The sequence below is a fragment of the Harryflintia acetispora genome, from assembly GCA_004340125.1.
Lineage (GTDB): Bacteria > Bacillota > Clostridia > Oscillospirales > Ruminococcaceae > Harryflintia > Harryflintia acetispora.
The window spans coordinates 94,036-112,771 of the sequence record SLUK01000004.1; the positions used below are offsets into that span (position 1 = coordinate 94,036).

Consider the following 18,736-nt stretch of genomic DNA (forward strand, 5'->3'; position numbering starts at 1 on the left):
AAATAGACTATATTTGTTCACATTCCTGCGGTATAATGAAGAAAACGGCAAAGGAGTGGTTTTTGTTGCTGGACATCATCTATGACCGGCGCAGCGTGCGCAAATACCAGGATAAACCGGTTCCCAAGGAGGCGCTCGAGGAGGTGCTGCGCGCCGGGATGTACGCCCCCTCGGCGATGGACTGCCGCCCCTGGCATTTCGTCGTCCTCCAAAAGCGCGAGGACCTCGCGTTTATCCAGAGCGTGCACCCCTATTCCAACATGCTCTCCAGTGCGCCGGCATGCATCCTCGTCTGCGCCGACAGCAAGCGCTGCTGCCCCGGCTACTTCCCCGAGGACTGCGCCGCGGCCACCCAGAATATCCTGCTCGCCGCCAAGTGCCTGGGACTGGACACCTGCTGGCTGGGGGTCTACCCCTCCGGGGAGCGCCTGCAGCCGCTGGCCGAACGCTTTGGCCTGCCGGAGGGTATGCTCCCCTTCAGCCTGATCGCCATCGGCTACGGCGGCGAGGAGAAGAAGCGCCCCGAGCGCTTCGATCCCGAAAAGATCCACTATGACCGCTGGTAGATATTCTGACCATACAGGAAGCCGCGGGCCCCGGTTTGAAACCGGGACCCGCGGCTTTTTTATTGTTGAGCGTGAGCGAAGCAACAGAAATTGCGCACAGAAACGGGAGCAGGCGCAGCCGCTCAGAGCCTACCACCGCTCGGGCAGCAGGTCGCCGATGGTGCTCACCCGTCCGCCGTCGAGCAGCACCTCGCAGCGGTAATTGTCGTCGTGCACCTGGCAGATGAACTCCCGGCAGCGCCCGCAGGGCGGGATCACACGGTCGTTTGCGCCCACCGCCACCATGCGCAGGATCCGGTTTTCCCCGGCGGTCACCATCGCCGCGATGGCGGCGTGCTCGGCGCAAAAGCCCATCGAACAGGGGGTGTCGATGCATACCCCGCAGTAGACATGGCCCTGCTCGCTTAGTATCGCCGCGGCCACCGACCCGGCCTCGGAATGCTTTGAAAGGGCGCGGGAACCGCGCTTCGATTTTGCCAGCTCATAGAGCTCGTTCCAATCCGTCACCATATATGCTCCTTTAAATCGTGCAGTATCTCTTCCTTGCTCTGCGGCTGCCAGTGCCCGGTGAGGGCAATCTCAAAGTCCAGCGCTTCCAGCCGGCCGATCAGCTCCCCCAGCTCCTTTTGCGGGTAGTGCGCCGGGCCGTGGTGGAAGTCCTCGCAGGCGCAGTCCCCCAAAAAGAGGACCCCCGCCCGCTCGAGCAGATACACCACGCTGTCCGGGCTGTGCGGGCCGCCGACTTGGCACGCCCGGCAGACCTCCCCGCCCAAATCGAGGCGCAGCCCGCCCTCAAACAGGAGGTCGGCGTTCTTCACCACGATCTGCGAGCGGTCGGGATATTCCTTCTTGATGTTGTCACAGCAGAAGGGGATGTCCTCCCCCGAGGCGATCCGCCCCTCCATCTCCTCGTCGGACCAGCCCCAGCGGGCCATCCGCGCGAGGTAATCCCCGGTCTGGCGGCTGGCAATCGAAACCGCACCGAGCGCATGCAGCCCGTAGACATGGTCCCAGTGCCAGTGCGTCAGCCCGACGAAAGCCGGGGCGGGCAGCCCCAGCTCCCTGCGCTGCCGCTCGAACAGGGCGGCGTGCGCCGCCGAATTGCCCGCGTCCACCATCAGAGCGTACCGCTCGCCCCTTATGTAGCCCAACACCGGGCGGTCGGTGCGCGCATCGTGGGGCAGGTAATAGACCCGCCCGGTCAGCTTTTCCATTCTTTCGTTCCCTTTCATTCGCCGTAGGTGACCACCCATTTGAGGCAGCCGTCCTCCCGGTTTTCAAAGACCCGGTACCCTTCGAGGATGTTTTGCAGCGGGCCGCGGTGGGTGATAAGAAAGCTGGTGTCGAGCTTCCCCGCTTCAATCAGTCCGAGCAGCCGCGCGCAGTGGACGGCGTCCACCCCGCCGGTCTTAAAGACCAGGTTTTTGCCGTACATCTGCGGCAGGGGGAAGGTCTGGTCCTCCTCGTACATCGCCAAAAGCGCCACCACGGCGTTGGCGCGCGCCAGCCGCCAGGCGAGGGAAAAGGTCCCCTTCGCCCCGGCGCATTCGATCACCCCGTCCGCGCCCCGGCCGTGGGTGAGGGCAAGGACCTGTTCGCAAACGTCTTCTGCCGGGTCGAGGGCGGCGTCGGCCAAGCCCCGCTGCAGCGCCAGCCGGCGGCGCGCTTCGATGGGCTCCACCGCTATAATCTGCCGCGCCCCCATCAGGCGGGCGCACTGCATGGCGCAAAGGCCGACCGGCCCGGCGCCGATCACCGCGACCGTGTCCCCTTCCCGGATTTCACAGAGCCCGGCCCCAAAGTAGCCCGAGGAGAGGATGTCCCCTACGAAAAGGGCCTCCTCGTCGCGCACCGAATCGGGGATGGGGGTAAGGCCGGTGTCGGCGAAGGGAACCCGCACATACTGCGCCTGGCAGCCGTCGATCCGGCAGCCGAGCTCCCAGCCCCCGCGCTCGCAGTTGTTGACGTACCCCCGGCGGCAGTGCCAGCATGAGCCGCAAAAGGATATGCAATTGGCCGCCACCCGTGCGCCGGGGCGCAGGGGCACATCCTCCCCGGCTCGCACGACCTCGCCCACAAACTCGTGCCCGAGCACCACCCCGGGGAGCGCCCTGGGCACCGCCCCGGCACGGATATGCAAATCACTCGTGCAGATGGTCGAGCGGGTCACCCGCACGATCGCATCGCGCCGGTCCTGCAAGCGCGGCACCGGCCGCTCCTCGAGCGAAAGGGCGTCTCCCTCGCGGCAGACCAGGGCCAGCATGGTGTCCTTCATCTAAGCCTTCAGCCTCTCTTCCCACTCGGCCGGCTTGAAGCCCGCCAGCGCGAAATCTGTCCCCACGATCAGCGGGCGCTTGACGAGCATGCCGTTGGTCGCGAGCAGGTCAAGCTGCTCCTCCTCGCTCATGTCCGGCAGGCGCTCGCGCAGGTTCTGCTCCTTATAGAGCATGCCGCTGGTGTTGAAAAAGCGCTTGAGCGGCAGGCCGCTGCGCGAATGCCAGTCGGCGAGCTCCCCAGCGGTGGGCCTTTCCTCCACGATGTACCGCTCCTGATAGGAGACGCCGTTTTCATCCAGCCAGCGCTTGGCCTTCTGGCAGGTGGAGCACTTGGGATACCACACGAACAAAACCGTCTTCATATCTTTAATCATTCCTTTCCCGGGAATTGCGTCGGTTTCGGCAAAGCCGAAATGACGGTTGTAAGACCACTAAAACGTAAAACCATAAGTTTGAAAGATTCATCTTTCAAATTTCCATCTCCCCCATCAGGCTGCGCATGGCCAGGATGGTCTTACTGATCAGCTCGTCGAGCTCCATCCCCAGCAGCTCGGCCCCCCGTGCGATCACCTCGCGCGAGCAGCCCGCGGCAAAGGCAGGGGTCTTAAATTTCTTCTTGACCGACTTGAGCTCGAGGTCGCTCACGCTTTTGGACGGGCGCATGATGGCCACCGCCCCGATCAGCCCGGTGAGCTCGTCGGTGGCGTAGAGCACCTTCTCCATCACATGCTCGGGCTTCAGGTCGGTGCAGGCCGGCCAGCCGTGGCAGGCCGCCGCGCGGATAATTCTCCCGTCGATCCCCGCCTCCTTCATCAGCTCCTGCTCCTTTATGCAGTGCTCGTCCGGGAACTGCTCGAAATCCAGATCATGCAGCAGCCCGACCACCTTCCAGAACTCGACGTTCTGCGGGTCGTACTCCTTTGCAAAATAGCCCATCACCCCGGACACGATCTTCGCGTGCCGCAGGTGGAAGTCCTCCTTGTTGTACTGCCGCAGCAGCTCCTGCGCCTGTTCTATCGTCGGTACCATTCCCATTTTTACACGTCTCCTTCCTATTGCTCAATGATTGCCTGCACCCGGCCGACCGCCCCGCCCTCCTCGAGCATAACTTTGATTCCGTGCGGGTGGTTGGGGCTCTTGGTTAAAATCCGTTTGACATGCCCGCGGGTCAGCTTACCGGTGGGCTGGTCGCATTTTAACACGACGTCCACCAGTGCCCCGGGGGCGATGTCCTTTCGAAGCTTGCCGTCCGGCATAAAATGACCATCCCTTTCTGAAAGTTTCGTGCCGGTTTCGCCGCGCGAAATTGCCGCCAGCGGCGGCATAGGCACAAAAACTCTATGCTTGAAAGTAACCTTTCTTTACTTTCCCTATTGTAGCCCATCCACCCTACTTAAGCAACCGGGACGGCGGCAAATTTTGCACAGGACCATATAAAAGCGGCCTGCCGCAATTTCGGCAAGCCGCTTCTATTTTTACCCTGCTGCGCAGGGAGCACCTCATTTCTTGCTTTGGCGCAGGACCAGCACCCCGGCGGCCAGAGCCAATATCCCAAGCCCGCAGGCGGCCTCGGCGGCCTGCCCGCCCGAAACCGGCAGCTTGCCCAGAGGGATCATCTCGTCCTCGATGGTGACAAGATCGCCGGCCTGCGGCAGCAGGGGCTGCGCCGCCAGGGGGATCGCCTCGTCCTCGATGGTCACCGTTTCACCCTGGGACGGTACGCGCACCGGCGCGTAAGGGCCGTGGGTGCCCTCGTCGTCGTCCCGGTCGTTCGGGCGGGAGGGGCGGTAGTCGTCCGGCTCCACCGGAGCGGGCGGGGTTGGCGGAGTAGGCGGAGTGGGGGGCGTCGGCGGATCAGGAGGCGTCGGCGGGGTGGGCGGATCGTCCTTCTGCACCGTCGCCTTATAGTAATAAGTGACGATCAGGCGCTTCCCGGGGGACAGCGCGAGCGGATCGTGGGGTGAAACCTCCCCGGCAAGGGGCAGGGCCAGCAGCACGGCGTTGGCCGCCTGCCCGAGCGAAGAAATGCGCTCCTCCTGCCGCCCGATCCTTTTGTCCAGCTCCTCAATCTGCCCCTGCAGCTCTTCCATGAGCGCCTGGGCCGAGGCGGCGAAGCCGTCGAGATCGTCCGGCGAGAGGGAAAGCCCCAGTTCGCCGGCCGCGCTTTCCAGCTCCCCTGTCCAGTCGCGCCCGCCCTCGGGCGGCTCCTTGCCGGTATCCGCGGGCTCCTGATCGCTGTCCACGTCCGGATCGGAATCATCCTTGGCACTGTTCAGCGCCGCACGGGCCGCTTCCAGCTCCTGCTTTGCTTCCTTAAGCGCAAGCCCGGTTTCCTCGGACCCGCCTTCCGATTCCCCGATCGTCGGGTCCCCGTCCAGCGCGTCCAGGCGCTCCCGCAGCAGCCGGACCTTCTCCTCGGCCGCGCGCACCGCCTCTTCAAGCGCCGCGAGGCCGCTGTTCTCCCCGCCGTCTTCCTCGGGATCGACCGTCCCGGCGGGCTCCTCCCCGGCAGTCTCCTCCCCAGCGGCCTGCTCACGGCAGCCCGCGATCAATTCCGGCACGCCGGCGGCGAGATCATAAAGCCGCCGCGCCTCGTCCCGCTCGTCCTCGAGCGCCGCCAATGCGTCGTATTCCTCCTGCGGCGCCGCAGCAAGGGCGTTCGTCACCTCGGGCAGGTCCTCCTCGTCGGCCTCGATCTGCTCGAGCGAAAAGCTCAGCTTCGGATCGGTGTTCCCATTGGGGGCGTCATTTTCATATTTGCCCGCCGCAAAGGACTCGCCGATGGTGGCCTGCAGTCCCTGCTCGGTATAGTCGAACTGGGGATATTCCCGGTAAACATGCTTCACCACCAGCTCGGCGCGCGGCTCGGGTACCGGGGCGAAGTAGGCGATAACGACGTTCTCCCCATCCTTGGACAGCCGCAGCGGGAGGTTTTCATAGTGGCTGAACTGGTATTTGCCGCCCGGCAGGGCCGCGGCAGACCGGGCCAGCTTCTGCTGGTCGATCTCCGTCAGCAGCGTGTCCTCGTCGGCGGAGTCCTGATAGACGGTCATCTCGTACGCCCCGTCGGTGGTCATCAGCCGCACGGTGTATTTTATCTTTTCGGGCGGGAGGACCGGGTCGGGCAGATAGAGCACATCCAAAACGTTGGCCGCCGCGTCCCCGGTGATCCGCAGGCTTCGGGCCTGCCCCTCGCTGAGGTGATAGCCCTGCGGCAGCTTATACAGCAGCTGCCCCTCGTCCGCCGTCTCGCCGAAGGACAGGGTGGTGTTGGCGGCGGCGCTGCCCTGGTAGCTGCCCAGGTATCCGCTCTCGCCGATGGTGCTCACCCGGTCGCGGTAATAGTTGACGGTGTAGCCGGTCTCGGCGCCCGGCAGGAAGACCACCCGGATGACGTTGCGCTCGGCAAACTCGGTGACGGCCTGCATGGACGTCTCATGGATGGTCCCGCTGGTCTGATAGCCGTCCGGCAGCACGCTCCCGGCGGGGGCGGTGAGGGAAACCTGAGCGCGCAGCTGCTCGATCGAGGTGCCGTAGGCGTAATCGCCCAGCGCCGCCTCGCCGAGGAAATGCTCGCTGCGAATGTCGCCGTAGTAATATTCCACCTTCACCGGGTAGGATGGGAGGCGATAGCCGAAGAAAATAATCCCGGTCTGCCCGTTTTTGACGACGCCCCGCGTCGGATTTGCGCTTCCGTTGTGCTGGGCGCTGGCGGGCTCATATTGGCAATCCATATTCCCGTAGCGGACGCTCTCCCGCGCGGTGACGATGTGCGTCCCGATGGGAAGCAACCTCTTGTCCGTCCCCGTGGAGGAGGGGTCCTCGACGTAGTAGGGCGAAATCTCGACGCGCTGCGTGAAGGGGACGACCGTACCCTCGCTGTTGACCGTACGGCCCTCGGCGTCGACGAGATAGGGCACCACCCGGATCATCCCACCCTGCACCGGCAGGTAGGGGGAGGCGACCGTCTGCGCGCAGGGATGGCCGGCAAAGTTTGTGTACCGCAGTCTGGCCCCCGGGATGTTGGTCGGGTAGCTGCCGGTCTTGTTGACATAGGAGGGGGCGAGCTTGACCGGGATCGAGAGGGTCGCGCCGTTCTCGTTGATCTCCCCGATGGACCACTCGACGTTGTTGTTCTCCTCCCACGCCTCGCCGGCGCTGGCAACCAGTTCGTCGGCGCGGGAGCTGTCATAGGAAAAGTATTTGGAGTCGATCAGGTCGCGCAGCACCGCCTCGGTGCCCGCCACCTTCATATTCCCGGCGATGGTGGCGTACAGCCCGCTCAGGTCGTCCGAATCCCCCACCAGGTAGGTGTAGCCCGCGCCGGAGGAGAGCCGGCCCAGCAGCGAGCCGTCCCCCGCCTCGTCCCCGATCCCGACGGTGTAGATCTTGACGTTCAGGTCCTGCTTGATCCGCGCGGCGGCGGCGACCCCGGTCTTGTTGGCCGGGTCGGGGAGGCCGTCGGTGAGGAAGACCACATAGGCCGGCCGGTCGCTCTCCCCCCGGGCGGCGAGCAGCCGCTCGGCCGCCTCGAACGCACGGGTGTAATCGGTGTCGCCGCGGGGATAGAGCTCATCGATCGCGCCGAGGAGCTGCGATTTCTGATCCCGGCCCGAAATGCCCACATCGACCTGGGCGTAGGTGTCAAAGGATACCATCCCCACCTTGTTCTGGGAGGGGGTGCCGTCGGCGTTCTCCTTCATCATGATCTCGACGAAGTTTTTCGCCGCGCCCTTGACCACCTGCATGCGCATCTTGGAGGTGTTGCCCGGACAGGTTTCGGGCAGTCCCTCGGCGGGGACGTACTGCACCGGCTTGATCACGTCTCCGTGGGCGTTCTTCTTGACCTTGACCGGCCCGCCCTTTTCATTGTAGGTGATGGTGCTGCCGTAACCGCAGACCGGACAGGTATAGTATTTTCTATAGTACCCTGCCGGCAGGCCGACCGGCGGCATATCCCGTTCGGTGTAGTTCGCCGTCGGCTCCCCGCAGACGGCGTCCTGGATGGCCGGGGCCGACATGGTGCCCGAGCGGTCGAGGATCAGAACCACGTCCACCCCCGCGTTGGCCGGCACGCCGGCGACCGAAAAGTGGATCGTGGCCTCGCCCTTTTGATAATCGGTCCACTCGGCGCTCTTTTGCATCTGCACCGAGCCCTCCTTGGGATACTCGGGATAATCCGCGCGGTTGGCCCCGGCGGCCGGGGCCGCGGTCAGCGCGGCACCGCTGCTCAGGGTATCGGAGGGCGCAGCAAACACATTGACGGGCAGCGCGCTCAGGCACAAGGCCGCAGCCGCGACAGCCGCCAGGATCTTATTCTTTTTCATGTTAAATTATGCCTCCATCACAAGCTGTCTCAGTCTTCATCCTGCCAAGACGGATCGACCTCGCTGCCCAAGCCGCCCAGAGCGTCGTCCATCAGTTTGATCATTTCCAGGGTGCTGCGGAAGCGCTGCACCTTTTTCTTGTCCGCCCAGCGGATGGTGCCCTGCCAGGTGGCGTTCTGGCGGAATTGCACCTGTATGATAAAGGTGGCTTTCTCGCCGCGTTCGTTTTCAAAGATGATTTCGTCCATATATCTGCGCACCTCCCCGGGGCGGTATGATTGTGGTTTCTTGTCCTCGCTGAAGCTGCGGTAACGAAAGCTTGCCTGCGGGAACGCCAGCCGGTCGAAGAGCGCCTCCATCTGCCCGGCCATATCCAGCACGCCGTTAAAATCCATCGGCGCCTTTTCAAAGGGATTGATCAGCCTGCCGTAAATCTCACAGTTTTCATAGCGGTCTATGCACACCAGGGTGCGGGTCACATTGCTGGGTGGAATCCCGGTTGTGTTTGGCAATCGTGAATCCTCCTTCGCAGGTTTTTTCTTTCTATAGGCCCATTATGGCACGCCGCAGTCACATTCCGGTAACGCGAGCGAAATTCTTTTTTCTTTTTATGACCCCTTCTCATGCGAACTTCATTTTTGGTCCGCCCGCATAGTATAATGAGGGGAGCGCCCGCACGAGCGGGCACAAAAAATTAAAATATGGGGTTGACATCCGTGAGGGAGTTTTATATAATAACATATGAACAATAGCTCATATGAAAGGACGTGCATTTCCGTGATCGATCAAAACGGCGTCGAGCGCTGCGAGTTCATCCATGCGCACGAGGAGATCGTCAAAAAGGTCAACGAACAGATGCCCGACGATGAAATCCTCTACGACCTGGCCGAGCTCTTCAAGATTTTCGGCGATTCCACGCGGATCAAAATCCTCTATGTGCTCTTCGAGTCGGAGATGTGCGTCTGCGACATCGCGCAGCTGCTGAACATGACCCAGTCGGCCATCTCCCACCAGCTGCGCGCGCTCAAGCAGAGCAAGCTGGTCAAATACCGCCGCGATGGGAAGACGGTCTTCTACTCCCTGGCCGACAGCCATGTGCGCACCATCCTCGGGCAGGGGATGGAACACGTCGCGGAATAGCTTGCCTTTGGGATTCCTTAACTGTGTTATTATAAATTTACATTCGGGAGGAAAACACCATGAAAAAACATTTTAAGCTGATCGACCTGGATTGCGCCAACTGCGCCGCCAAGATGGAGGACGCCATCAACAGGATCGACGGGGTGCACTCCGCCACCGTCAGCTTTCTGGGCCAGAAAATGACCATCGAGGCCGACGAGGGCCGCTTCGATGAAATTATGGCGAAGGTCGTCAAGGCCTGCAAGCGCGTCGAACCCGACTGCACCATCCAGCTTTGACGGCCCCTCGGGACTCCATGAAATTTACAGGCTCTTCCCAATCTTTTTGACGGAGGGAACCTTTCCATGAACAAGAAACAAAAAAAGATGCTCTGCCGGATCGTCGCCAGCTTCCTGCTCCTAGGGCTAGCGCTGCTGGTCCCGGCCACGGGGTATCTGCGAATGGCGCTCTTCCTTCTCCCCTACGCCGTGATCGGCTGGGACGTGCTCTGGCGGGCGGTGCGCAACATCTCCCACGGGCAGGTATTCGATGAAAACTTCCTGATGGCGCTGGCCACCATCGGCGCCTTCTTCACCGGGGAATTCCCCGAGGGCGTGGTGGTCATGCTCTTCTACCAGGTGGGCGAACTCTTCCAGAGCTACGCCGTCGGGCGCTCGCGCCAGTCCATCGCCTCGCTGATGGACATCCGGCCGGACTACGCCAACATCGAGATGGACGACAAGCTGGTGCAGGTGGACCCGGACGAGGTCGCAGTGGGCGACACCATCGTGATCAAGGCGGGCGAAAAGATCCCGCTGGACGGCGTGGTGCTCGAGGGCGCTTCGGCGGTGAACACCGCCGCGCTGACCGGCGAGAGCCTCCCGCGCGACGTGCAGCCGGGGGACGACGTGATCAGCGGCTGCGTCAACCAGAGCGGCCTGCTGCGCGTGCGGGTGACCAAGGCCTTCGGCGAATCCACTGTGCAGAAGATCCTGGACCTGGTGGAGAACTCCAGCAGCAAAAAGGCCAAGGCCGAAAACTTCATCACCCGCTTTGCGCGCTACTACACCCCGGCGGTGGTGATCGCGGCGGCCCTGCTCGCCGTGCTGCCTCCCCTGCTGCTCGGCGGGGCCTGGTCCGAGTGGATTCACCGGGCGCTGATCTTCCTCGTCATCTCCTGCCCCTGCGCGCTGGTCATCTCGGTGCCGCTGAGCTTCTTCGGCGGGATCGGCGGGGCCTCGAAATGCGGGATTCTGGTCAAGGGCGGCAACTACCTCGAAGTGCTCGCCGACACGGAAATCGTGGTCTTCGATAAGACCGGCACCCTGACCAAGGGGGTCTTTAACGTCACCGCCATCCATCCCGACCAGTTTTCCGAAGGGCGGCTCCTTGAGCTGGCCGCGCTCGCCGAGAGCTATTCCGACCACCCGATCTCCCGCTCGCTGAAGGAAGCCTACGGCGCCGAACTCGACGCCAAGCGGGTGCAGCAGGTCGAGGAGCTTTCGGGCCGCGGGGTGCGCGCGCAGGTGGACGGCACAGTCGTCTGCGCGGGCAACGACAAGCTGATGGAGGAGATCGGGGTCAAGTGGCACCCCTGCCACCACATCGGCACCACCGTGCATGTGGCGGTGGACGGCGCCTACGCCGGGCACATCGTGATTTCGGACGAGGTCAAGCCGGACGCCGCCGAGGCCGTCGCCGCGCTGAGGCGCCAGGGGGTACGCCGCACCGTGATGCTCACCGGGGACGCCAAGGCCGTGGGCGAGGGGGTCGCCCTCCAGCTCGGGCTCGACGAGGTCTATGCCGAGCTGCTCCCCGCCGGGAAGGTGGAGAAGGTCGAGCAGCTGCTGCGGGAGAAGTCGCCCAAGGGCCGGCTGGCCTTCGTGGGCGACGGGATCAACGACGCGCCGGTGCTCTCCCGCGCCGACATCGGGATCGCCATGGGTGCGCTGGGGTCGGATGCCGCCATCGAGGCGGCGGACATCGTCCTGATGGACGACAATCCCGTAAAGATCGCCGCCGCCATGCAGATCAGCAAGAAGACGCTTGCGATCGTGCGCCAGAACATCGTCTTCGCGCTGGGGATCAAAGCGCTGGTGCTGCTGCTGGGCGCGCTGGGGATGGCCAATATGTGGGAGGCCGTCTTCGCCGACGTGGGCGTCTCGGTCATCGCCATCCTCAACGCCTCGCGGGCGCTGAAGACAAAAGGACTAAAAAGCTGAGCACTCTGCCAAAAGGCAATACGGAAAAGGAAGGCCGCCGGTCCAGTGACCGGCGGCCTTCCTGATATCGTATGTTCTTACTTGCCGAAGTAGCGGCCCAGCAGGCCCGCAAAACCGCAGCCGTGGCGGGCCTCGTCCTTGCACATCTCATGCACCGTGTCGTGGATCGCGTCGTACCCGAGCTCCTTGGCGCGGGTGGCGAGCTGCTTCTTGCCCTCGCAGGCGCCGTTCTCGGCGGCGACCCGCAGCTCGAGGTTCTTCTTGGTGTCGGCATTCACGACCTCGCCGAGCAGCTCGGCGAACTTGGCCGCATGCTCCGCCTCCTCGAAGGCGTATCTCTTGAAGGCTTCGGCGATCTCGGGATACCCCTCGCGGTCCGCCTGGCGGGACATGGCCAGGTACATGCCGACCTCGGTGCATTCGCCGGTAAAGTTCATACGCAGGCCCTCGACAACCTCGGCGTCCACGTCCTTGGCCACGCCGATCCTGTGCTCATCCGCATAGGAAAGCCCCGCCTGCTCCTTCTGCTCGGTGAACTTGGAAGCCGGAGCGCCGCACTGGGGGCACTTCTCGGGCGCAGCGTCGCCGGTGTATACGTAGCCGCAAACGGTACAGATAAACTTTTTCATGATATTTTCCTCCCTAGACTCTTTTTTGTTTGGTTTAATTATACTATAATGGTATATTTTTGTCAACCACGGAAAACAAAAAAATTGGATTTTTCCTTGCCAAGGGCGTATAAAACGCTTTTACAGACAGATAATACTAACAAAAGTGAGGTGAAATGAAAATGTCCAACAACAATAACAACAGCAACAACAGCAAGAACAAGAACAATTCCAATTTCTCCAATTCTCAGAACAACCAGCAGAATTCCCAGAACCGTTCCGAGAACAAGAACAGCAACGAGCAAAACAACAATTGCCCGAAGAGCTCCAAGTAAGCTGTTCGAAATGTGTTTATCCGTTAGGGAACCTATTCGTTAACCGCCTGAAATCAGAGAGAGGGCCGTCCAACCGGACGGCCCTCTCTTTTTATTCCGATCAATCCTTTTTGATGTCCTTGAAGCCCTCGCCCAGGATCTCCCCCGCCTCGGAGACGATGATGAACGCCCTGGGGTCCACCTCGTAGGCGATGGTCTTGAGCCGGTGGAACTGCGAGCGGGCCACCGCGCACAGCGCGACCTCCTTGTCCTCGCCCGAATAGGCGCCGACACCCTTTAAAAGCGTCACGCCGCGCTCCATCTCCTCCATCACCTTCTCGGCGATCTCCCGGGTCTTGTCCGAGACGATCACCGCCATGGTGCCCTTGTCCATGCCGTAGATGATCCCGTCGATCACCTTGGAGCAGACGAACATACAGATCAGCCCGTAGAGCCCCGACTCGATCGAGCCAAAGACCAGGATCGAGACGAGCAGCACCGTCACGTCGAAGAAGAGCATGGCCTGCCCGATGGGGATATGCGGCCAGCGCACCTGGATCAGCCTGCCGGCGATGTCGCTGCCGCCGGTGGTCGAGTCGCGCATAAAGACGATGGCCAACCCCGCGCCGGTGATAACGCCGCCGAAGAGCGAGCCGAGCAGCTCGTCCCCCACATATTGCGGAAAGAAGGGCGCGACCACCACGTCGAGCATGAGCGAGCTGACGACCACCGACTTTAAGGTGCGCAGGGTGAAGCCCTTGCCGATGTATTTATAGGCCAGGATCATCAGCGGCACATTGACCACGAAGATCATGGTGCCGATCGGCAAATTAAACAGGTAATTGAACATGATCGCGATACCGGACGCGCCGCCCGGAGCAATGTTGCTGGGGGAGACGAAGCAGTGCGTCCCGATGGCGAATATCCCGCCGCCCACGATGTCATAAAGGAAGTCGAGCGCGAGCTCCTTCCCCGTTTCCTTCCTAATCTTCACCTTCACATACCTCCATTTTTTCTGCCTGCCGCCGGATCGTTTCCATCATCAGCCCGACCAGCTGCTGCAGGCGCTCATGCTCCCCGCACAGAAAAAGATACCCCAGCAGCGCCTCCACCGCGGTGGCCCGGCGGTAGTCGATCGCCGTGCTGCTCTTGGGCGGGCGCACCGAATTCGCGTTGCGCCCGCGCTTCAAAATTGCCGTTTCTTCCTCGTTAAGTACTGCGCAGAGCGTTTCATAGCACATGCTCTGCGCCCCGGCGCGCACGTAGCGCACCGCCTCGGCGTGCAGCTCGCTCACCGGGCGGCTGCCGCCTTCGACCAGGCGCCGGCGCACCATCAGCTCATAGACCGCATCCCCCACGAAAGCCAGGTTGAGGGGGCTCAGCAGCTTCGGATTTTCTATTCCGACCGCCTCCAATCCTCAGCTGACATAGTCGAACTCGAAGTCCAGGATGGAGACCGTGTCCCCGTCCTTGATCCCAAGCTCGATCAGCCTGTCGATGATCCCGCTGTCCCGCAGCACTCTCTGGAAGTACTGCAGCGACTCGTAGTCGTCCATGTTGACCGAACCGAGCACCTGGGAGAGCCAGGGCGCGTCCACAAAATAGACGCCGTCCTCGACTTTCACCTCGAAGCGGCGGCCCGAAAGGCTCCCGGGGTCCACCATCGGCGCCGGGTCGGGCTCGTACTGCTTGATCGGCGGCAGGGTCAGCAGCTCCTGCCAGACGGCGTTCATGAGCTCCTGGAGCCCTTTTCCGGTGGCCGCCGACACCTCGAAGCAGGCATACCCATGCCCGGTGATGAATTGGCGGAATTCCTCCACCTGCTCCCCGGTGGCGATGTCGGTCTTGTTCATCGCCACGATCTGCCGAAGCTTTGAGAGCTCCTCGCTAAAGCCTTGGAGCTCCCGGTTGATCGCCTCGAAATCCTCCTTGGGGTCGCGCCCCTCCACACCCGAGACGTCCACCACATGCACGATCAGCCGGCAGCGCTCGATGTGGCGCAAAAACTCGTGCCCGAGCCCCACGCCCTCGGCCGCCCCCTCGATCAGCCCCGGGATGTCCGCCATCACGAAGGAGCTGCCCTCCCCGACGCGGACCACCCCCAGGATGGGGGACAGGGTGGTGAAGTGGTAGTTGGCGATCTTCGGCTTTGCCGAGCTGACCATGGACAGCAAGGTGGACTTCCCGACGTTCGGAAAGCCGCAGAGCCCCACGTCGGCCAGGAGCTTGAGCTCAAGGATCAGCTCAAACTCCTCCCCCGGCAGCCCGGGCTTCGCGAAGCGCGGGATCTGGCGGGTGGGGGTGGCGAAATGGCTGTTCCCCCATCCGCCCTTGCCTCCCTTTGCAATCACCTTGGGCTCGAAGTCTGACATGTCCGCCAGCAGCCGGCCGCTCTCGGCTTCCCGCACCAGGGTGCCCATCGGCACCTTGATGAGAAGGTCCTCCCCCTTTTTGCCGTAGCAACGGCTGCCCGAGCCGTTCTGGCCGCTGGGGGCGATGTAGCGCTTTTTAAACTTGAAGTCCACCAGGGTGGACAGGTTGGTATCCACCTGGAAGATGACGTTGCCGCCGCGGCCGCCGTCGCCGCCGTCCGGGCCGCCCGCCGCAACGTACTTTTCACGGTGGAAGGTCACCGCCCCGTTGCCGCCGTCGCCGGCCTTAACGCGGATTTTTGCAATATCTACAAACATTCTGTTCCCCGTTTCAAATTAAAATGATGTCCCCTCGTTGATTTGAGGGGCGCCCGTATTTTGAGAGGAAATCTCCTCCAGCAGGGCGTTCTTCATGCTCCACAGCTTGTGCGAGAGGTCCACATAATAGGTGTGCGGGTGCTCGAAGCGCTTGACCTCGTCCCAAAGGTGGTCCACCTGGTCGAGGCAGTAGCTGCGAATCTGCGAAAGCTCGGGCGAGCGGTAGACGAGCTCCCCTCCCCTAAAGATGGGGGTCAGCAGCTCGACGGCCTCGACGTTTTGCAGCGTCTTCTTCTTCCAGGTGGCGATCGGGTCGAAGATGGTGACCGGACGGGAGGCGTCCACCGCCTCATCGTGCAGCGTCACCAGGTCGGCCACCGCCAGGGTGGTCTCCTTGCTGAAGAAGCGGTAGACCATCTTGAAGCCGGGGGTGGTGATCTTCTCGATCGATTCGCTGATCTTGATCTTCGGGAGGTATTCCTCCCCCTTCTGCACCGCCGCCAGCTTATACACCCCGCCGAACACCGGATCGGACTTGCTGGTGATCAGGTTTTCCCCCACCCCGAACAGGTCGATCTTCGCCCCCTGGATGAGCAGGTCGCGGATGATATACTCGTCCAGCGAGTTGGAGGCCACGATGTTGACGTAGTCGAAGCCCGCCTCATCGAGCATTTTTCTCGCCTTCTTGGAGAGGTAGGCGATGTCGCCGCTGTCGATGCGCACCCCCTTCGGACGGTAGCCCATCGGGAGCAGCACCTCGTTAAAGCATTTGATGGCGTTGGGGATCCCGCTCGAAAGCACATTATAAGTATCCACCAAAAGGGTACAATTATCAGGGTAGAGCTTCGCATACTCGGCGAAGGACTCATATTCGCTGCTAAACATCTGCACCCAGCTGTGCGCCATGGTGCCCACGGCGGGGATCCCATAGTCCCGGTCGGCGATGACGCAGGCGGTCGCGTCGCACCCGCCGATGTATGCGGCGCGCGCGCCGAGCACCGCGCCGTCGTAGCTCTGCGCACGGCGGGAGCCGAATTCGAAGACCGAGCGCCCCTGCGCGGCGCGCACCACGCGGTTGGCCTTGGTGGCCACCAGGGACTGGTGGTTGATGGTAAGCAGCACCATCGTCTCGACGAGCTGGGCCTGGATGACCGGTCCGCGCACCACCACCACCGGCTCGCCGGGGAAGATGGGGGTGCCCTCCTTCATCGCCCAGATGTCGCACTGGAATTTGAAGTGGAGCAGGTAGTCCAGAAACTCCTCGCAAAAGCAGTTCTTGGAACGCAGATAGCCGATGTCCTCCTCGGTAAAGGAGAGATTCGAGAGGTATTCGATGAGCTGCTCGAGCCCGGCGAAGATGGCGAAGCCTCCTCCGTCCGGAATCCTGCGGAAAAACATATCGAAGACCGCGACCGTATCCTTCATGCCGTTTTGCAGATATCCGTTGGACATGGTCAGCTCATAAAAATCGGTCAGCATGCTCAGGTTTCTGCCGAGCTTATCCTGGGGGCTCATTTTCACATCTCTCCTTTGGGTCCTTACGCGTATCCGGACAGGTATTGGCGATGACAGCCTAACTAGAGTTATTTTACCACCCTTTCCCTGTTTTGTACAGCCAATTTGCTTTTTCCCCGCACAAAGCGCGATTCTTGTATTGACATCGGTTACAAAGTTTGTTAAAATATAGTTCGTCGCAAAACGGGAGGACCCGGCTTGGGACAGGTGCGCGGGTGTAGTTCAATGGTAGAACTCCAGCCTTCCAAGCTGGCAGCGTGGGTTCGATTCCCATCACCCGCTCCACGGCCCACCGATCGGCGGGCTCTTATGCGCCAGTAGCTCAGCTGGATAGAGCAACTGCCTTCTAAGCAGTAGGCCGGGGGTTCGAGTCCCTCCTGGCGCGCCAAAAAATGATATATGGTGGGTATGGCACAGTTGGTTAGCGCGCCAGGTTGTGGCCCTGGAGGTCGTCGGTTCGAATCCGACTATCCACCCCATTTAAAAGTGAATCCCCAATTGCAGTGTTCTGTACTTGGGGATTTTCTATATAAACATTGGGCTGTAGCCAAGCGGTAAGGCAAGGGACTTTGACTCCCTCATCCCGCTGGTTCGAATCCAGCCAGCCCAACCAAAAATAGTCGTTAAACCGGTTCGGTTTAACGACTATTTTTTCATAGGGGGATGATTCCCCTCTTGACGTTGTCACGTCCCCTTAGGGGAAAGCGCCCCAAGCCGTTCGGCGGGGCGCTAACGGCACCCCCAGGCTAAAATATAAATTGACAAGACATATCCGGATATTCTAAACTTTAGAGCAGGATGTCGCGTACGCACAGAAATAAACTGAATTGTAAAGGGGGCGGCCAGCATGTCCGTTTCACAGCAATATCTGCCGGACGTTCAGGAGATCCTCTCCCACCGCCATGACGGCGGGGCGGATTTCTGGACCACGCCGGACAAGCGTCTGATCAAGGGGGCGCCCTTCTCGGCGCTGGAAAGCGCCAGTTATCTGCTCGAGCTGGGGATGGACCCCGGCGACCCGCCGCTGCGGGAGGTGGCCGGGCTGATCCTCGACGCATGGCAGCCGGACGGGCGCTTTAAGCTGTACCCCACCGGCGCCATCTACCCCTGCCAGACCGCCCACGCCGCCGCCACGCTCTGCCGGCTGGGCTATGCCGACGATCCGCGCCTGCACATAACCTTTCGTCACCTGCTGGACATTCAGCAGCCCGACGGAGGCTGGCGCTGCAACAAGTATAGTTACGGGCGCGGCCCGGAAACCGAGTATTCCAACCCCTTCCCGACCCTTGTGGCGCTCGACGCCTTCCGCCAGAGCGAAACGTTTCGCGCCGAGCCGGCGCTCGAACGCGCTGTCGGGTTCCTGCTCTGGCACTGGACTTATCGCAAGCCCGCCGGGCCCTGCCACTACGGGATCGGTTCCCTCTTCCTGCAAGTCGAGTACCCCTTTCGGGGATATAACCTCTTCTACTATCTCTATGTACTCTCCTTCTACGCGTGCGCTTGCAGCGACCCGCGGTTTTTGGAAGCGCTCCGGGTGCTCGACGGGAAGCTGTCGGATGGGCAGATAATCGTCGAGCGGGTGGTGCCAAAGCTCGGACGGCTCTCCTTCTGCCGCAAGGGCCGGCCCAGCGGGCCCGCCACCAACCGCTATCGGGAAATCCTCCGAAATATACAGGGCCATGCCTCCCTGTGAGCGGCCCCCGAAAAGCCCCGCCTTCTCACATTTTCCGGGAAGGTACAGCCAAAATCTGTCATTGCCCCCGCCGCTGTGGTATAATAGTCGCAAAGCGACTATTATACAGATCTCACTGGCCCGCCCACGGCGATGGCCGATTATACCATTCGCGCTTTGCGCTCATGGTATAATAGTCGCAGAGCGACTATTATACAGATCTCACTGGCCCGCCCACGGCGATGGCCAATTATACCATTCGCGCTTTGCGCTCATGGTATAACAGTCGCAGAGCGACTATTATACAGATCTCACTGGCCCGCCCACGGCGATGGCCAATTATACCATTCGCGCTTTGCGCTCATGGTATAATAGTCGCAAAGCGACTATTATACAGATCTCACTGGCCCGCCCACGGCGATGGCCG

General features: G+C 61.7%; 19 protein-coding genes and 4 tRNA genes. 10 read left to right on the top strand and 13 right to left on the bottom strand.

The genetic code is table 11. The annotated features are described in order from the left end of the window. Positions 1-65 precede the first annotated feature (65 nt). On the top strand, positions 66-566 hold the full coding sequence (locus tag EDD78_RS06080) for a nitroreductase family protein (protein WP_286170762.1): 501 nt from the start codon (positions 66-68) through the stop codon (positions 564-566). Between the two features lie 129 nt (positions 567-695). Here EDD78_RS06080 and EDD78_RS06085 read toward each other — a convergent pair whose 3' ends face one another. From EDD78_RS06085 to EDD78_RS06120, 8 genes are all read right to left on the bottom strand, one after another. Beyond that, positions 696-1,073, bottom strand: a complete 378-nt coding sequence (locus EDD78_RS06085; RefSeq protein ID WP_286170763.1) for a cytidine deaminase family protein — start codon at positions 1,071-1,073, stop codon at positions 696-698. Next, positions 1,070-1,780, bottom strand: coding sequence for an MBL fold metallo-hydrolase (locus tag EDD78_RS06090; RefSeq protein ID WP_165873127.1), 711 nt, complete (start codon positions 1,778-1,780; stop codon positions 1,070-1,072). Before EDD78_RS06090 ends, EDD78_RS06085 begins: the two co-directional genes overlap by 4 nt. Positions 1,781-1,794: 14 nt before the next feature. Continuing rightward, complete coding sequence (locus EDD78_RS06095; protein ID WP_132084335.1) at positions 1,795-2,841, bottom strand: alcohol dehydrogenase; 1,047 nt, start codon at positions 2,839-2,841, stop codon at positions 1,795-1,797. Further along, a complete protein-coding gene (locus tag EDD78_RS06100; protein WP_132084336.1) occupies positions 2,842-3,204 on the bottom strand; it encodes an arsenate reductase family protein in 363 nt (120 codons plus the stop codon). Between the two features lie 106 nt (positions 3,205-3,310). Then, positions 3,311-3,877 (bottom strand): hydrolase, encoded by a 567-nt coding sequence (locus EDD78_RS06105; protein WP_132084337.1) that lies wholly within the window; start codon positions 3,875-3,877, stop codon positions 3,311-3,313. Between the two features lie 17 nt (positions 3,878-3,894). Beyond that, entirely contained in the window at positions 3,895-4,098 is a 204-nt protein-coding gene (locus EDD78_RS06110) for a YwbE family protein (protein WP_079698314.1), read from the bottom strand. Between the two features lie 243 nt (positions 4,099-4,341). Beyond that, positions 4,342-8,169, bottom strand: a complete 3,828-nt coding sequence (locus EDD78_RS06115) for a VWA domain-containing protein (protein ID WP_132084338.1) — start codon at positions 8,167-8,169, stop codon at positions 4,342-4,344. Positions 8,170-8,198: 29 nt separating this feature from the next. Then, positions 8,199-8,681 (bottom strand): hypothetical protein, encoded by a 483-nt coding sequence (locus tag EDD78_RS06120; protein WP_079698311.1) that lies wholly within the window; start codon positions 8,679-8,681, stop codon positions 8,199-8,201. 229 nt (positions 8,682-8,910) lie between these two features. On the opposite strand from EDD78_RS06120, the gene EDD78_RS06125 reads away from it, so the two are divergent. The 3 genes from EDD78_RS06125 to EDD78_RS06135 all read left to right on the top strand — a co-directional run bounded on the left by EDD78_RS06125 (position 8,911) and on the right by EDD78_RS06135 (position 11,510). Continuing rightward, the gene (locus EDD78_RS06125) at positions 8,911-9,309 is read left to right on the top strand and encodes an ArsR/SmtB family transcription factor (protein ID WP_350308579.1); all 399 of its coding nucleotides are present in this window, start codon (positions 8,911-8,913) and stop codon (positions 9,307-9,309) included. Positions 9,310-9,368: 59 nt separating this feature from the next. Then, a complete protein-coding gene (locus EDD78_RS06130; RefSeq protein ID WP_079698309.1) occupies positions 9,369-9,587 on the top strand; it encodes a cation transporter in 219 nt (72 codons plus the stop codon). 66 nt (positions 9,588-9,653) lie between these two features. Beyond that, positions 9,654-11,510, top strand: coding sequence for a heavy metal translocating P-type ATPase (locus tag EDD78_RS06135; RefSeq protein ID WP_132084339.1), 1,857 nt, complete (start codon positions 9,654-9,656; stop codon positions 11,508-11,510). Positions 11,511-11,587: 77 nt separating this feature from the next. On the opposite strand, the gene EDD78_RS06140 is transcribed toward EDD78_RS06135, so the two are convergent. Next, a complete protein-coding gene (locus EDD78_RS06140) occupies positions 11,588-12,139 on the bottom strand; it encodes an NADH peroxidase (protein WP_079698305.1) in 552 nt (183 codons plus the stop codon). A gap of 161 nt (positions 12,140-12,300) precedes the next feature. On the opposite strand from EDD78_RS06140, the gene EDD78_RS13950 reads away from it, so the two are divergent. Next, positions 12,301-12,453 (top strand): hypothetical protein, encoded by a 153-nt coding sequence (locus EDD78_RS13950; RefSeq protein ID WP_165873126.1) that lies wholly within the window; start codon positions 12,301-12,303, stop codon positions 12,451-12,453. A 100-nt stretch (positions 12,454-12,553) separates the two neighbouring features. Here the strand turns inward: EDD78_RS13950 and EDD78_RS06145 are convergent, their stop codons facing one another. From EDD78_RS06145 to EDD78_RS06160, 4 genes are read right to left on the bottom strand one after another with little or no spacing between them, the layout of a single operon-like run. Then, complete coding sequence (locus tag EDD78_RS06145) at positions 12,554-13,426, bottom strand: YitT family protein (protein ID WP_242942104.1); 873 nt, start codon at positions 13,424-13,426, stop codon at positions 12,554-12,556. Beyond that, a complete protein-coding gene (locus EDD78_RS06150; RefSeq protein ID WP_242942103.1) occupies positions 13,416-13,847 on the bottom strand; it encodes a Mini-ribonuclease 3 in 432 nt (143 codons plus the stop codon). The genes EDD78_RS06145 and EDD78_RS06150 overlap by 11 nt, the downstream gene beginning before the upstream one ends. A 3-nt stretch (positions 13,848-13,850) precedes the next feature. Then, positions 13,851-15,122 (bottom strand): GTPase ObgE, encoded by a 1,272-nt coding sequence (obgE, locus tag EDD78_RS06155; RefSeq protein ID WP_132084340.1) that lies wholly within the window; start codon positions 15,120-15,122, stop codon positions 13,851-13,853. An 18-nt stretch (positions 15,123-15,140) separates the two neighbouring features. Then, positions 15,141-16,637 carry a nicotinate phosphoribosyltransferase gene (locus EDD78_RS06160; RefSeq protein WP_132084341.1) on the bottom strand — a complete coding sequence of 499 codons (1,497 nt, stop codon included), beginning with the start codon at positions 16,635-16,637 and terminating at the stop codon, positions 15,141-15,143. A gap of 211 nt (positions 16,638-16,848) precedes the next feature. Here EDD78_RS06160 and EDD78_RS06165 point away from each other — a divergent pair. From EDD78_RS06165 to EDD78_RS06185, 5 genes are all read left to right on the top strand, one after another. Further along, a tRNA-Gly gene (locus tag EDD78_RS06165) sits at positions 16,849-16,922 on the top strand. A gap of 26 nt (positions 16,923-16,948) precedes the next feature. Continuing rightward, a tRNA-Arg gene (locus EDD78_RS06170) sits at positions 16,949-17,025 on the top strand. Between the two features lie 14 nt (positions 17,026-17,039). Then, positions 17,040-17,116 (top strand) — tRNA-His (locus EDD78_RS06175). A gap of 58 nt (positions 17,117-17,174) precedes the next feature. Continuing rightward, positions 17,175-17,250, top strand: a tRNA-Gln gene (locus tag EDD78_RS06180). Between the two features lie 234 nt (positions 17,251-17,484). Continuing rightward, complete coding sequence (locus EDD78_RS06185; protein WP_132084342.1) at positions 17,485-18,330, top strand: prenyltransferase/squalene oxidase repeat-containing protein; 846 nt, start codon at positions 17,485-17,487, stop codon at positions 18,328-18,330. Positions 18,331-18,736: the final 406 nt, after the last annotated feature.